We start from the raw sequence: 14,960 nt of genomic DNA on the forward strand, positions 1-14,960 counted from the left end.
GCATTAATAAACCGAAGAATTACAGTTAACCTTTAAAATTGAATCTCTCAGATCCTATTTCAAAAATTATATTACAAAGTATTTCCAGGTATTATCAATGATATCAACAATTTAGAAAAGAATAAGTTATCAGGAAAGTTTTTTAGACCAAATCCCTGTTAAATCGCTAAAGCACTGTAGTTTATTGTGTTTTGATTACCCTGCTCCTGCATTCATGGATAATTTCCCTGGATGAATTATGCCAGATCGTAGGTTAAACATCTTAAGAATCTCTCCATTGTATTTTTACCGCTCTAATTTTCTCGGTTTCTAGTTTTATATTTTCCAGGATTTGAAAGCCTATTTTCTGGTAGAAACCAATGGGAGATTTGTAGAATTCCCCATTCGATTTTAAATAATCGTCATTGGGTATGATCCAGCCATTTAGAACGCAGTTAGATTCCATGGCCATTTCTAACATTTTTCTACCAAATTTTCTTCCCTGAAATTTATGATCCAAAATCGCCAGAAACCACCTTTCACCTTCCCGAATAAAATCTGAATACCAGCCTTTAATCTTATCATTCTCATCCAGTAAAAGAAGATGATGCTGATCCTTCAGTTTCTCCAAATAATCCTCAAGTTGGGAAATATCCTGATAGTTCAGATTCAGAGGATATTCATTATTCCATAGATCCAGAATTTCCTTTTTTTGCTCTAGAGATAAAATATTTTCCTGTTGAAATCTCAAATTGATAAATGATTTTAGACTAATTGCAAAGTGATTCGAAGGAGTGATTCTGTTTTCATTTAACCGCCTGAAGATAGATCCAGTAACCATCTTTAAAGGGAAGCTCAATTTTAGTAAACCCGGCATTTTTAAGCCATTTTAACTGAACGGTAAAATCGGTTGGATTATCATAGTTCTTGTAATGCTCCATGACCCAGGCCCATTTTTCTCCATCGGGAAAATTGGAGTTTACAAAATTGCCCCATTCCTGAAGTAACCCAGGATGTTCCGGGTTGTTTTTACTTATCATAAGATCAGAATAAGAGAAGATTCCTCCATCTTTCAAAGAGGAATAAATCTTTTTAAATAGTTCCTGTCTTTCATCGTTATCGCAATGATGTAAACTAAAACCGGCAACTATAAGATCGTAGTGATCTTTCTGAAATTGAAAATCATTAAAATAGGTGTTGGCATATTTTATATCAAAAGCCTGAAACTGTTTCCGGCAAAGATCTATCATGTCTTTTGAAGCATCCAAAAGAGTATATGTAGCTTTAGGGAAACTTAAAACAATCTGGGCAGTAATATTACCGTTTCCACAGCCTAGGTCCAGAATTGAATTCGGCTTAAATTCTTCGGGTAGAAAATTCACAAAACTCTCCACCATTTCCATATAATGAGGTACACAGCGAATCATATCACTAGTGTAGTTTTTAGAGAACTCGTTGAATTCTAAAGCTATGTCCTCTCTATTCTTCATCTGGTTTTTGCTTTGCTGAATTATAAAAATAACACATTAAAATTATAAACCATTGAATTCTAATTAATTGATTTTTTATTCAGAATAGATAAACGCCTGAACATGCTTTGATAATTACAGTATTAAATAAAGTTCTTTTTAGGTCTTGGGTTAAAAGAGGTAAATTCAAATCATATGCTTAAAAGGAATTTTTTTTTGAAGAAGTATTTTAGTTCAAACTAAATCTAGGGTAATAAGACCGGCCCCAGGAATTCAAACCAAAAGATAAAACCTGAGATTCCACCTTTAAGACCACTTAAAATAAAAGGAAACTGTAGTTTGCCAGGCAGGACCTTAAAGATCACTAATAAGCTTATTAGAAGTCCGGTAATCCCTAAAATGATTGGTAATGTTCCTGATCCAAGACCAAAATATTCAGAAATGTACCTTTCATCACCGCCAAAATAATTTTCTTCCTTATAGATTAATTCGAATATTATAGAATGAAATAGGTTAAAAACCTCTCTCAACCAGAAAAGAGATAAAAAAACAGCAAGCCAGTCTGGCAACTTTAATCCTTGTTCCTGGATTTTCTTCCGTCTAACGAATAGGATGATCAAACCAGTTATTCCGGTAAAAATTGTTTGTATGGGACCACCCAAGGTTACCAAGACACCCTCGTTTACTAATTTAGCAAAGGTTTCATCGAATTGCTTTTTCTGTTCGTAGGGCAGATCATTTTCGATCTGATACCGGTTTTTAACGTAAATGGAATCCAGTTTGTCATTCAATGCTGAAGTATCAAAACTCATACTTCCATAATGCAGTTCTGTATCATAGCCCAGACTTTCAGCAACGATAATATGCCCCATTTCATGGCTAATGGTGCCTATGATCGTGAAAATGATAAAGGCTGGAATTAGTAATGAGAGTTTCTTTATTATGGCTTTCTATTTATATCTGGTAAGTGAATATAAGTTGGAACGGTGAGATATAAAAAAAGAAGTCTTTTTTAAACCTTAATTCTGATATCAACTACCAAACATTTGACATGAATTTTTCTGACAGATCAATTCTGGATCATTGCAATACTTCATTTTTCAGGGCTCGGCCTTGCTGAAAATCTTCAATATTATCCAGGGTGGTATTAGTTATTTCCTCCATGGCTTCCTGGGTGAAAAATGCCTGGTGCGAAGTGATCAAAACATTAGGGAAGCTAATAAGTCTCAGAATTAGATCATCCTGAATAATACTTTCGGAAAGGTCCTTAAAAAATAGATTTTCTTCCTGTTCATATACATCTATTCCTAGATATCCAACCTTTTTTTGAGATAGAGCATCGATTATATCGGCTGTGTCTATAAGGGCACCACGACTGGTATTTATGATCATTATCCCATCGCTCATCATTTCCACAGAATCCCGGTTGATCATATGTTTCGTGTCTGGAGTGAGAGGGCAGTGCAGGGAAATAATATCAGATTCTTTAAATACCAAGTCCTGGGATTTATACTCGACCCCAATTTTTTCCATTTCTTCAGATTTATATTCATCATATGCAATGATCTTACATCCAAAGCCTTTCATTATTCTACAAAAAGCTGAGCCTATTTTTCCGGTACCAATTACGCCTACCGTTTTTTTATAAATATTGAACCCTATAAGCTTGTTCAGTGAAAAATTAGCTTCTCTTACTCTATTATATGCTTTATGTGTTTTCCTGTTCAAAGTAAGGATTAAAGCCACAGCATGTTCGGCAACCGCCTCTGGAGAATAGGCAGGAACACGAACCACTTTTAAATCATTTTTTCTGGCAGATTCGAGATCTACATTATTGAAACCGGCACATCTTAAAGCAATAAGTCCAACGCCGATTTTTGAAAGGATCTTTATTGTTTTATCGTCAATATGGTCGTTTACAAATACGCATACCACATTGAATCCATTGGCCAGGTCTGCCGTTACCTGGTTTAAAGAAGTTTCAAAAAAAGTAAATTCAAAATCCTTTTTATCATTGAAATTTTCGAAGTATTCCTGATCGTAAGGCTTTGTGCTAAAAACTGCTATTTTCATACCTGATAATTTTGAGATGATAGAATAGGGCAGAAGACTATAATAAATAAAGTTAGTTAATTCACCTCAAAATTGACAATGTTACAGGTCTTATGATGATAACAACTTTGCATCTTTATAGGTCTTTAACTCCAGCAAGTCATATTGATCACTGATTTTTACCGGATCGGCATCGGGAATTCCTTTTAAATGTTTATTGAAGAAGGAAGTAAGTAGTTTTGAAACAATTTCTATACCCAGTCCAGGGTCGATCTCTCCAGATCCGGAAAGGGATTCGACCGGTATCATAAAAGGTATGTCCATAAAATTCGGATGACCTGAATTCAATAATTTGCTTTCATAGAAATAGTCGGAACTTTTATTGATATAAATATGAGAATTAATATCCTCATGATCTGCCGGCCAGTCTGCTGAAACATATAAATAGGGGATAGGGTATGTGCTATCTATCATTTCGCCCCATTGTATCCCATCCAGGTTCGCGGCAGCTTTTATTCTTTGATCTTTCATGGCTACTTTCCCAGCCGATCCACCGCCCACGGAATGCCCAAAAACTCCTATCCTATCCAAATCAAGTTTATTTTTAAGAAAACCTTCAGCATTCCATTTTTTTAACTGATCCAGGGTATAGATCATATCTTCTGCCCATCTATTCTGAATCTCATCTTCAAAATAGTTTTTTACGGTATTTCGAACGATTACATGTCTTTTTTCAAAATCAAGACCTGTTCTAAAAGCTTCAATAACGGGTTGAACACTGTCCATAGAACCTTCTGAGATCTCATTCTGATATTCATAATTAAAAAATGCCCTTCTGCCATCAGGGAAAGTAACTCCCAGACTTTCGTAAGTATGGTTCATATTGACAATGACATAGCCCTGGCTGGCCAGTTCAGACAGTAAAGCATAATATCCAGTAGCCTTGGAACCGTAACCATGGGAAAAGATAAGAACCGGGAATTTTCCTTTGGCTATCGGGATTTCCGAAAAAGAGTGAGTTTTAACCAGGTCTAGATAGTTAAGAGATGAAGGCGGCAATCCATATTTAGTGGCGAAACCAGCTCGACTTGCGGGATCTATATATTGCTCTGGTTTTAAATTTTCTGTTACTGTTTCACTGGGATACCAGATTTTATACGATAGTTCTCTTGTATCTGACGGATCTTTTGTGATTATTTCATCCTTGCCGGTAGTAATAAAGATCGATTCTGTACCAACTACATAATTTCCTGCAGGTTCCGGAAGAGAAAAAACAGGAAGTACAATAGGAGGTATCCAGGCAATTAGTATAATGATCAACAATGCTGAATATCCCATGATTCTTGGAAAAGAAAAACTTTTAGACCTGGATGGATCTATTACCTTAAATCTCCAGCTTAAAAAGATGAGTAGAAAGTAGGCAGGGAACATTTGCCACCGCCACCCCTCAATTACCAAATGTAAACCTAACAGGATTAGAAAGAAAATATGAATATAAATTGGTTTGATTTGTTTTTTAACCGGTCTCTTGATAAATGGTAAGATGGAAATTGACAAAAGGATGATAATCTCAAAAGTCCTCATATTCATAAAGTTAATTAGATGAATTAATGCTTTCTTACAAAATTAGAAGGGACTTTAAGAGGAAACAAGGTGGAATCCCGGGCTAAAATTGTTATCTGTCGATAATTTCCGGATTTTAGGAATTCTCATGGAATTTCAGGAAGTGGAAATCTTTTAGGAACGGGAATAATGCTATCTTATTCCTTTCTCAGGATCTTCAAAATTCTGTTATATACTATTTCTGAAAGGTTCCAGGTATAACCATCGAAATTGGTAGTATTCACAAACTGTATCACTACCGTATCAATATCTTCATGATATTTTGCGATGCTCTGATAACCCGGGATTAGTCCGGTATGATTAAATTCATAAATTGAGGAATAGATCTCAATTCCGCCTTCATCGAATAAAGATCCATTGTTCAAAGCACGAAGAAAGACACCTACCTCTTTGGCAGTAGCCACCATAGAACCATAATCTGTTGATTTGATGTCCTCTTCTACACCAACATAATAGCCACTCATGAGGTCATCCATATTTATTTCACGGATAGAAAAATAAGTGTTTTTTAGGCCAAGAGGATCAAGGATCGCCTCCCTGATATAGCGTTTTGAATCATAGCCTAGTTCTTTTTCAATGATCTGGGAAAGCAACAGGTAATTTGTGTTTGAGTATTCATATTCTTCACCTGGTTCAAAATTAGCAGGAAGATCCAGAATTCGTTGCAGGGCTTCATCGCTAGAGTTAGGAGGTTTCACCCAAAAGTCTGGCGTATCAGTATAATTAGGGATACCACTACGATGCTGCACCAGCATTCTAAGGCTAATGTCTTCGGAATTTTCAATTCTACCTACCAAATCCGGAAGGTAATCTGCAAGTTTCTTATCCAGAGACAATTGTCCGGTATTTACCAGCTTCGTAATGGCGACAGCGTGATACAGCTTACCAATACTAGCAATCTTGAATAGGGCTTCAGGATTGGCAGGGATTTCATTTTCCCGGTCATGCCAGCCAGCAGAATAGAATTCAGGTGGTTTCCCTGCCTGATCCACATACACGATCATGCCATCAAAACCATGATCAATACCCTCGTCCAGTTGCGCTTGAATCGAATCTGGTAGAGGAAGGATCCATGCCCATACCAATGGCCATGGGACATAGAATAGGGAAGCTAATGTACCTATTGCGAGCAATGCTCTAAGTATGCTTTTTCTTTTTTTAAAATCCATTTATGAAGAAATCCACTTCGACTATATTTATGAAGAATATTATATTTTAAATATCAAGATACTAATCCAACTTTCAGGGTTTGGTTAGTGAATTTATCTATTTTTCTCGAATAAGGAATTTAGTTTTGCGATTCATGAAATTCTGAAATTTGTGTATTCAAATAAGAAAATGAATTCAATCAATCTATACCAGTGCCACTTATAATATTCCTGAGCCTTTCGATTTTCTTTGTGTTTTCATTTAGAGTTCTAATGTCAGAAATGTAGGTTTTTGTAGTGCCAAGTTTTGGAAAGGATAATTTTTTTTCTGCGAATGATTTTGTGACAAAAAGGTTAGGGTAATTCAATACGAGAATGATCTTTTGGATCATATCTGGTCTTTCAACTTTAAACCCAATTTTCTTCGCTGTCCTTTCATTTAAAATATAGGTGGTTCCTTTAATATTTATTCCTGGATTATCCTGGTTAGAATTGATCAATTTGAGAATTCCGCTTAGATATTCAGCCAAAATTAACAGCTTCCTTTCCTTAGGCTTTTGATGAGGGTCTAAACTAAAATAATAATCGAATAAGGTGCCACCGTGGATTATTATCTGATTATTCTTTTCTTTTTCAGCAATTAAAAATAAAGACAGATAGGTTATTTTACCACTTTTGATCATTGAAGGCATATCAAAAAATGGGGCTATAATTGAGAGAAAGGCCCAGAGAAAGATCGGGGCAAAAAAGTAAAGTCCGGAGTGAAATGAAAGGAATATTAAAGGAGTGAGAATAAGTAAAGTAAGTAAGATCAATTTTAATTGAAACTTAGTACGCTCCCCGAATCCTAAAGTGAAAAATCTGTTATGCAATTAAACCGTGAATTTAGTAGCCTATTAATAACAATCCCGATCGCAGAAAGACGACGGTGGTCTGTTTTCCCTGGCGAACTTAATTATTTTTTATTTAAAAAAGCAATCGAATATTTTATACATTCTTTTAAATAGGCTGGGTTTGAAGCTTATTTCTTTCTCGGAGTATAATAAAATAAGCGACAATTAAATTGGGTACCCAACTTAACCAACCAACGATTAGATAAGCCGAAATGAAATCTCCGGTTAAAAAAATAAGAAGTGGTAACCAGATTCTAAGGGTAACCGCTGAAAAGCAAACGGAGTAACTGTAAATCATGAATTCCTTATGGAGCTGGATTTTTCCTGCTCTAATTGCCTTAAAGGCTAAAATACTTGTACTTAACCACACCAGGGCACTTAAAGTAAAACCTATGACATTAGTGATCCCACCAGTCGCATACTGTGCTATATAAATCCCGCATAAACCACTTATTAGTACTGATAATAAATATAACTTACCAATGGTTCTATGCACCTTAATATGCTTTCGTCTTAGCCTTGAACTGAATTGCGTCCAGCCTATAAGCAAGGCAACGCCACCTAAAATAATATGACCATAAAATGCATAATTCCAGGTAACATTATTTAAAATATCCTGGCTTTTTGATGAAAGCAGACCAAAATGCCGGTCTATGATAAAATAGAGTATTGGGTAAAGCCCAATCATAATGCTAAGTGAGCCGAAGAGAAGCCATTTGGAAGTGTTCAGTATCTTATTCAAAATCAGGATTTGCAATATGTTTTTTGGTTAATTCATTTTCCAAGATTGGTAGTAGCCACTTCTCTATGTAACTTCCAAACACCATCTCTGGAGTCTTTTTTGAGAATAGCCAGAAAAGAGGCTTTTATCTCTACCGGTTCACCTTCAGAATTGGTATAATAACTCGAACTGATTCCAAAATCATAGGCAATGCTATCACTTACCACGATGGTCTCTTTAGGTTGCATTTTTATGCTATCGTAACTAAATGATCCAACTGGATTCTCGATCATATTCTTATATTCTTCCCATTCTCCGCATACAGGTGTCAAACTTATTAGATCCTGAGTCGAGTAATTTCCTAGATCGGCATAACGCTTTTCTGCTATTGCTTTTTCGAAGTTGCTCCTGGTTTCCTCAATAGAAGCGAGTTCTTTTTCTAAATCCACAGGATCTTTCTCCTTTACTTCCGTTTTTTCATGTTGTTGATCACATGAAATAAGAAGAGCTAGTAATATTAATGTCACGAAACTTTTCATTTGAAATGGATTTTTATGCCTACAATTTAATGTAAAAAATTGATTACTAGATGTTTTAGTTATTCGCAGCTCTGTTTATTTGAAAAAAATACAGAATTGAAATCAGGCAGGAGGAAAGATGGAAAGGTTCAAATTAAAATATTGTATTATGTTCAGATCTTTCATGAACTCTTCCAAGTCTTCACTAGATTTCATTACCATAATTTAGGTTTGGCGAACCTCTTATACGCATTAGAAGGTTTCCGGCATTTGGGTAGAAACGGTACTGAATTTTAGGTCAGGATTACCGAATCTATTGACCAGCGAGGAATTATCAAGGTTCGATAGAAAAAGGGAGCTCCAACCTTTTTCCGCAAATGCACTGTCCCAACTGCTAGATACTTCACAAAATTCTGATCATTCATATCCTTCCAGAAGTCTTGACATATTAATTGTTTTAAAATAGTAGATCATCTTCAATTTTTTCCGGCTGCATCCACTAGCTTACGGGCATCTCCAAAAGTACTTCCTGCACCTTATGCCACAGCAAATACATCATATTTTTGAATAACTTCACGCTTTTTTCTTTGAAACATTGATGGATATGTGGTCACATACAATAGCACCTGAAAGAATCTTTTTCATGACCCTTAGGAAATTAAGGCCAGGTATTATAAATGCTGGCAAAATGACTACCTTCCATTCTAAAAACATCCATCTTTTTTCGGTCAAGAATTTCAAAATATTGTAGACTTCCTTACGAAATTCATGATTTTCCTGATTCAGGTCTGTTTGTTCTGCATCAAAGGTTATTAAATAGTAGGCCTCTACCGCTTCGACGTAATCTCAACCACCATCAGGATCAAATAAACTGAAATTATAAGCTTGTTCACCCTTTTCAGGAAGCAAACATTGGTAATAGATATGATCTCAATATCCCTGGAACTGCTAGCTTGTCTAGACCATTCGTGGTGATCGCTGCGATGATGAGCAAAGTCATCCAAAAGAATTTGATATCCCTTTCTTGAGAGCTGTAAATCATATTCAGGAAATCCTTCAAATTAACATTGCTGGGATATAGCGTACCGTAAATTGAAAAATCAGAGCTATTATCGAACAAAGGGAATTCAAAAAAGGATTTATACAAACTATCTCTATTCCCTGACTTTCTGTACAATTCAGTTTTTCAATCACAACCTTAAAGTCTTGTAATCCTCAACATCAGGATTTTTAAAACTTTATGGATTTATCTGGTATAGAATGTTTTCCTTCCACCGTGGTTGCCTTTGTTAGGATACCTGAGGCTTTTATTCAGAATTAATTCCTGGATGGCCAAAAACCGTAAAAAGTGCTAAAACTATAAGGACGGTGTTTTCACAATTTGGTAATTATTGAACTTCAATAAGTTGAAAATAAAAGACAATTATAGGGATGAGGCAATGCGAAGTTGTTGGTTTGAACCTGCTTAGTGTTGAGGTTAATTAATTTACATTTAATTTAGAGTGCTATTCCGAAGGGGGATTAAGAGATTGAAATTCTAGGCTCTCATGATTTTTTCCATCTTCCTACCTCTCGCTAATTCATCAATCAGTTTATCCAAATATCTGATCTTTTGAATCAACACATCTTCAATATCTTCCACGCGATAACCACAAATTACCCCGGTGATTTTGGATACATTTGGATTGATCTCCGGAGCTTCCTGGAAAAACGTCTGAAAATCGGTTTTGTTCTCCAGATGCTTTTCAAAAGTATTTCTGTCATATCCCGTAAGCCAGAATATAATAGTATCTACTTCAGCCTTTGTTCTGCCTTTTTTTTCCGCCTTATTCACGTAATGCGGATAAACACTTGCAAAAGGCATTGTATAGATTCTATGATTTTCCATAATTAAGTAAATAACTATGGTTGTAATTTACTCATTTACATTTGAAATTTTATTTGTTGAGGTCTAAAGCTGTTGAAATTGTATTCTTTCAATTGCGATCTCTATATTATGAGATAGAGATTACTCATAAAAATCTCCTTCAAATTTTATCCATGTTTCTTCTTCTAATTTTAGGTCTCCGTTTTCCAGAATCTGGAATACCAGGTCTTCTGAAAATTCGTAAGTTGAAGAAGTGGATTCTACAATAAGATTATTATTTTTAATATAAAAATTGGTTCTATAAAGAATATCTGTAAGATAAATTTCAACTTCAGATTCATTTATTATCTCCATAACCTGAGCACAATTTATAAAATATAACTCCTGGGCTTCTTCACATTCCCTGCGGGTTTCAAATAAAAGGTTCGCATATTTATTCCCTACAAGTATTGTTTCGTTACTGGAATCGTCTTTAGAACATCCTAAGATCGAAATGATTATAAATAACATTAAAATTTTTGGGCTGAGCTTCATGGATAGAAATTTACGAATATTACTTATTAGATGTTTTAAACCGAAAAGGTTGCGCATGAAAATTCGGATAAATTTTTATAATTCCTGGATTTTTAGCAGGATTTCCAATAACCAATGATCTTTTCTAAGTTTCTCCAGGGTTATCTTCCGTCGAATATTCTCACTTTCCGGAACCAATGACCTGGGATAGTATTTTATTGCGAGATCGGAATTACCAATAAACAAATATGCTTTTTCCGAGTTCCCTTCAGATTTCTGAGTTTATGCAATCTGGTGTGGTCTCTGTATACTCTATAATTGAACAGCCACAAGGGCTTATTTCATGGTATACTATTAGTAGAAGTCTATTAATCAGTGTTGGATGTGTTGGCGCCTTCTGAAGTAAGTTATTTGTTTTTGCTAACTCAGAATTTATTCATTCTTTTAATGGTTTTCATCTATCGGTAATGGGTGTAAAAATTTGAAATTAGTCTTTGCTTAATTCAATCAATTTTAAAACAGTTTTCCAATTCCTTGTTGTAGCTCCAACCTTCAGTTTCTTTTCAAAGAAGGTGTTACTTAATTTTGTTTTATGATATTTCCCATCAATAAATAAGAAAACGTTTTGTCCGTCGATTTTGAAATTATCTGGTTCGTAATTAAATGATTGGATCTCGTCTAAATATTCCTTACTTGGTTTTTCTTTTAAAAACGTTAGGTGTAGTTTATTTATATCGGCATTCTTATTATAAAATGGATTGTGAGTAATAGAATTTTGAAGCTCATCTGAATTTCTCACAATTACAGGTACGTTAAACCCAAACCTTTCTCTAATGGAATTTTCTAATATTTTTTCTAACTCGAAATTGTTTGAGTTTGAATTAAAAATGATATTACCACTTTGTATGTAGGTTTTTATATTTTCTAACCCCGTTTTTTCGAATAGGGCTTTTAGATCTGCCATCAGGATTTTTCTTTTCCCACCGACATTTATTCCTCTTAGAATTGCAATTTTTTTCATTTTAAATTCTAATTATCATAATTACTAAACCTTAATTTATGTGGGCCTGGTATTTTAATAATCCAGAATACGGATTTCCTTTTATACCTAGTAATTGGGCGAATGCCGGTTCAGTTTTTAATCCAGTTCTTTTTAATTCTATAATAGTCTTTCTAAACTCAGGACCTTCTTTTTCTAAAATTTCATATTCTTTTATCATATGAAGATATGCATCCTGTTCATGGGTAGGTACGTTTTGTCCGAAGATTTCACAATCGTAATTGTCAAGTCTGAACCGTGCCAAAACGCATTGCCTGCCTTTAATATTTTTTTGGATAACTATAAATTCGTCTTCATTCGAAAATTTATTATTTAAAAATTCCAGAAAACTATTTAAATTTTTTGCAAAACATATAATGTCTAAATCACTATTGTCAATATCAATGTTAATAGGTATTGTCCCTACTAAAATTGGAGAGTATTCTTCAAGTTTTTCCATTATCGAGTGATTCTTAAATATTCCAAATACTTCCTTTTGCCGGGTAGTCCCATGTTTTAAATAATCAATAATTTTAAAGTCTTTACTCATATTTAATTTAAACCTTATTATGAAAATAAATACCTGTCCTTTAACTTCTCAAGAGAATTAGTCCGCCGTGAGGAAATTTTTAAGAAAGATGTTTTTTACTGATGACGGGTTTAAAAAGACAGAATTTTGGTCCATTTAAGAAGGTACATAATTAGAAAGGTTAAACCTGTACTTGAAAAAATGATACCCTGCCACAAATAAAGTTTTGAATTCCATTGTTTGGACATCTTTTTACCAATTTGTTTTTTGTTGTAATTTTTTAAGATGATCCAGGAGAAGATAGTGGTTATTACAAATATTATTAAAGCAATTATGAGGGTAGTCTGTCCCATTAGATTGATTTTTAATTTCGTCTAAATACTAAACGCGGTCTTGATCACTGCTATAAACCTAAATAGAAAATGGCAAAATAATTACGAAAACCTGGCTCAGGTAAAGTTATATATTTTCTTTTTAACGCTGCCACTAATTAAAGATGAACAGTAAGTGAATTTAGCTTTTCTATATTCTATAAAATTTTGCCGAATACCATCTCATTATTATTAAGGCCAAAATCAAAATAGGTATAATCAAAATACTTCCTTCCGGCCCAAATTCTCCACCGGTGAGATAATCTTTACCAGATAAAAAATTGTGATTCAAGAGTGTTTCTTTTTTATGACCGCTAGCTGCGAACCCAAAAACAGGACCTTGAAAAAAATTCCAACCTATATGCATTCCCATTGATAACCATAACATTTTGGTACTCAAATAACCGTAAATTCTTAAAAATCCAAAGGCCACTATTATTAATGATGATAATATTGTTGCATTGGGATTCATAAAATGAATTAAGCCATAGATTATACAGGTTATTACGATGGAAATTCCCAGGCCTATTCCCTCAATCATATTCTGAAATAGGTATCCTCGAAATACCAATTCTTCCCAATATCCTACGAAAATGTGTTCTAGAAGCATTAAGCTTAAAGATCCTATAGTTATCACACTCATAAATTGAATGAAATTGAATGAACTATTAAAGTTGAGTTTCTGGAAACTAACTCCTTCAAATTCTATAAAACCCAAGCCTACTAATAGAGCAAAAAATAATGCCGACATAAAAAAACTCAAAAGAAATCCAAAAAACAGATCCCTTACGGCTTTTTTATTAAGTTTCAATCCTAATGATTTAAAGGTTTTCTTATCTAAAAATTTCCTGCAAAGAAAAGTAGAAATGGTAGCACCAAATGCTAAAATGGCAACAATAAACAAACCGTAATTTTCTAAAAATTCTCTTTTGGTTATATCACCTAAAATTGGTTTCATAAGAAAGATTAGAGAAGAGAAGGAGAGGAAGACTATTAAAAATATCAAAATCCGCCATCCAGTTTTTAGTCTTTTTTCTTTCGAATTTAAAAAGTGATTTTTCATTATTAAAAAAACTTGTTAATCATGAATATGACGAACTATAAAAAAAATGGTTACAAACGTGATTGCCCTTGGTCTTTTTTATAGGCGGTGTACGGAAAAGGGAACACGGAATATTAGGCTTAATACTGTTTTGTTGGTCAGGTTAATTTTATTTATTCTAAGGCTGCCGACTTTTAGCGATGAGACGTTGTTGCACCAGTTCTCACCTTTACTTAATAGGTTTAGGTATAGATTTTAATACGTGTATATATTTGTTTTACAATCTTGTATGTGTTAAAATTGTGTTGTCTGGTAAAATTAATCCTATTTTTAGTATAATTAAGTTTTTAACCTATGAAAAGAAAAATTCTATCAACTTGGTTTTTTTTATTTGTATTGGTAATTTTTTCATGTAGTGAAGATGATGCTAACAGTTTTTTTGATTGTCTAGGAGAATCCAGTGTTACGCATATTCGACATGAACCCAATTCTGAAAATTCTTTAAGAGTTGAATTGGAAATTGAATATAATGGTGAATATAGTGTTTCCAGAGTCAACTGGAAATATGGAGATGGGAATGAGGGAACAGGTTTGACTACGAATCATACTTATTCCTCTCCAGGTACCTACAAAGTCGAGGCAACTGTAGCAATCAACGAAGGTGGCAGTAATTGCTCATTTACAAAAGAAAGATCAATAAGTGTAGAATAAGTATTTGTTTTAAGAGAAATTGAGCAGATGTGGTTATTCAAATTCTCAAACTTTTTGTTCTCTCAAATTATCTCGCACTGAATTGGTTTCCTATTTTTGCAGAATTTTTTTACAAACTAGATATTGTGTGTTCATCTTATAAGTAACAAAGTTGTTAAATTTTTAGTCAATCTATTTCAGGAAATGATATCAAAAAAGCTTGCTTGTAACAGTCTCGACTATCTCCCTTTGGCGGCTTAAGTGACGCGGATTTGCCACTATATTTTTTTGTTTTCTGGCTTCTTAAGTTAAACTTTTTTAACAATACCTGTTATTGGCGATGAACCGTCTTAAGTTTAATTTCTCTAAATTTTGATGGTATAACCAGAAAGAACAAAAGAGAGGAATAAGGTTACATGAACCGTGGGAACTTGAGATTCCGTCAACAATGATAATCCCCTCTCTTTTTCTACTTTAATTTCGTTTAGTTCTGTGAGACCTGGATC

Annotated in this window: 16 protein-coding genes; 1 reads left to right on the forward strand and 15 read right to left on the reverse strand. The window is 34.1% G+C overall.

What is annotated here, in order from left to right; genetic code table 11:
• Window positions 1-262 precede the first annotated feature (262 nt).
• From ML462_RS14565 to ML462_RS14635, 15 genes are all read right to left on the reverse strand, one after another.
• The gene (locus ML462_RS14565) at window positions 263-730 is read right to left on the reverse strand and encodes a GNAT family N-acetyltransferase (protein WP_240714556.1); all 468 of its coding nucleotides are present in this window, start codon (window positions 728-730) and stop codon (window positions 263-265) included.
• A 55-nt stretch (window positions 731-785) separates the two neighbouring features.
• Window positions 786-1,469, reverse strand: coding sequence for a class I SAM-dependent methyltransferase (locus ML462_RS14570; protein WP_240714557.1), 684 nt, complete (start codon window positions 1,467-1,469; stop codon window positions 786-788).
• A gap of 224 nt (window positions 1,470-1,693) precedes the next feature.
• Window positions 1,694-2,320, reverse strand: a complete 627-nt coding sequence (locus ML462_RS14575) for a hypothetical protein (RefSeq protein ID WP_240714558.1) — start codon at window positions 2,318-2,320, stop codon at window positions 1,694-1,696.
• Between the two features lie 208 nt (window positions 2,321-2,528).
• Complete coding sequence (locus ML462_RS14580; RefSeq protein WP_240714559.1) at window positions 2,529-3,521, reverse strand: 2-hydroxyacid dehydrogenase; 993 nt, start codon at window positions 3,519-3,521, stop codon at window positions 2,529-2,531.
• A gap of 90 nt (window positions 3,522-3,611) precedes the next feature.
• Entirely contained in the window at window positions 3,612-5,090 is a 1,479-nt protein-coding gene (locus ML462_RS14585; protein ID WP_240714560.1) for an alpha/beta hydrolase family protein, read from the reverse strand.
• A gap of 170 nt (window positions 5,091-5,260) precedes the next feature.
• A complete protein-coding gene (locus tag ML462_RS14590) occupies window positions 5,261-6,292 on the reverse strand; it encodes a serine hydrolase domain-containing protein (RefSeq protein WP_240714561.1) in 1,032 nt (343 codons plus the stop codon).
• Window positions 6,293-6,471: 179 nt separating this feature from the next.
• Window positions 6,472-7,143 (reverse strand): hypothetical protein, encoded by a 672-nt coding sequence (locus ML462_RS14595; RefSeq protein ID WP_240714562.1) that lies wholly within the window; start codon window positions 7,141-7,143, stop codon window positions 6,472-6,474.
• 127 nt (window positions 7,144-7,270) lie between these two features.
• The gene (locus ML462_RS14600) at window positions 7,271-7,906 is read right to left on the reverse strand and encodes a DUF2306 domain-containing protein (protein ID WP_240714563.1); all 636 of its coding nucleotides are present in this window, start codon (window positions 7,904-7,906) and stop codon (window positions 7,271-7,273) included.
• A 32-nt stretch (window positions 7,907-7,938) separates the two neighbouring features.
• Window positions 7,939-8,424 (reverse strand): DUF4440 domain-containing protein, encoded by a 486-nt coding sequence (locus tag ML462_RS14605; protein WP_240714564.1) that lies wholly within the window; start codon window positions 8,422-8,424, stop codon window positions 7,939-7,941.
• A gap of 877 nt (window positions 8,425-9,301) precedes the next feature.
• Window positions 9,302-9,580: a hypothetical protein gene (locus ML462_RS14610; RefSeq protein ID WP_240714565.1), complete on the reverse strand. Its 279-nt coding sequence runs from the start codon at window positions 9,578-9,580 to the stop codon at window positions 9,302-9,304.
• A 360-nt stretch (window positions 9,581-9,940) separates the two neighbouring features.
• Complete coding sequence (locus tag ML462_RS14615) at window positions 9,941-10,291, reverse strand: DUF2200 domain-containing protein (RefSeq protein WP_240714566.1); 351 nt, start codon at window positions 10,289-10,291, stop codon at window positions 9,941-9,943.
• A 120-nt stretch (window positions 10,292-10,411) separates the two neighbouring features.
• Complete coding sequence (locus tag ML462_RS14620) at window positions 10,412-10,780, reverse strand: hypothetical protein (protein ID WP_240714567.1); 369 nt, start codon at window positions 10,778-10,780, stop codon at window positions 10,412-10,414.
• A gap of 490 nt (window positions 10,781-11,270) precedes the next feature.
• Entirely contained in the window at window positions 11,271-11,804 is a 534-nt protein-coding gene (locus ML462_RS14625) for a DUF1697 domain-containing protein (RefSeq protein ID WP_240714568.1), read from the reverse strand.
• A gap of 31 nt (window positions 11,805-11,835) precedes the next feature.
• A complete protein-coding gene (locus ML462_RS14630; protein ID WP_240714569.1) occupies window positions 11,836-12,372 on the reverse strand; it encodes a DUF4269 domain-containing protein in 537 nt (178 codons plus the stop codon).
• Window positions 12,373-12,873: 501 nt separating this feature from the next.
• Window positions 12,874-13,680, reverse strand: a complete 807-nt coding sequence (locus ML462_RS14635; RefSeq protein WP_240714570.1) for a CPBP family intramembrane glutamic endopeptidase — start codon at window positions 13,678-13,680, stop codon at window positions 12,874-12,876.
• A 480-nt stretch (window positions 13,681-14,160) separates the two neighbouring features.
• Here ML462_RS14635 and ML462_RS14640 point away from each other — a divergent pair, with 480 nt between their 5' ends.
• Window positions 14,161-14,475, forward strand: coding sequence for a PKD domain-containing protein (locus ML462_RS14640; protein WP_240714571.1), 315 nt, complete (start codon window positions 14,161-14,163; stop codon window positions 14,473-14,475).
• Window positions 14,476-14,960: the final 485 nt, after the last annotated feature.

The sequence above is a fragment of the Christiangramia lutea genome (genome assembly GCF_022489035.1).
Taxonomy (GTDB): Bacteria; Bacteroidota; Bacteroidia; order Flavobacteriales; family Flavobacteriaceae; genus Christiangramia; species Christiangramia lutea.

Bases quoted from the DNA above. Each gene is read 5' to 3' on its own strand.
- ML462_RS14570 (WP_240714557.1), bottom strand. From the start codon at position 1,469: ATGAAGAATAGAGAGGACATAGCTTTAGAATTCAACGAGTTCTCTAAA.
- ML462_RS14605 (WP_240714564.1), bottom strand. From the start codon at position 8,424: ATGAAAAGTTTCGTGACATTAATATTACTAGCTCTTCTTATTTCATGT.
- ML462_RS14635 (WP_240714570.1), bottom strand. From the start codon at position 13,680: ATGAAACCAATTTTAGGTGATATAACCAAAAGAGAATTTTTAGAAAAT.
- ML462_RS14575 (WP_240714558.1), bottom strand. From the start codon at position 2,320: ATGGGGCATATTATCGTTGCTGAAAGTCTGGGCTATGATACAGAACTG.
- ML462_RS14585 (WP_240714560.1), bottom strand. From the start codon at position 5,090: ATGAATATGAGGACTTTTGAGATTATCATCCTTTTGTCAATTTCCATC.
- ML462_RS14590 (WP_240714561.1), bottom strand. From the start codon at position 6,292: ATGGATTTTAAAAAAAGAAAAAGCATACTTAGAGCATTGCTCGCAATA.
- ML462_RS14625 (WP_240714568.1), bottom strand. From the start codon at position 11,804: ATGAAAAAAATTGCAATTCTAAGAGGAATAAATGTCGGTGGGAAAAGA.
- ML462_RS14615 (WP_240714566.1), bottom strand. From the start codon at position 10,291: ATGGAAAATCATAGAATCTATACAATGCCTTTTGCAAGTGTTTATCCG.
- ML462_RS14620 (WP_240714567.1), bottom strand. From the start codon at position 10,780: ATGTTATTTATAATCATTTCGATCTTAGGATGTTCTAAAGACGATTCC.
- ML462_RS14630 (WP_240714569.1), bottom strand. From the start codon at position 12,372: ATGAGTAAAGACTTTAAAATTATTGATTATTTAAAACATGGGACTACC.
- ML462_RS14580 (WP_240714559.1), bottom strand. From the start codon at position 3,521: ATGAAAATAGCAGTTTTTAGCACAAAGCCTTACGATCAGGAATACTTC.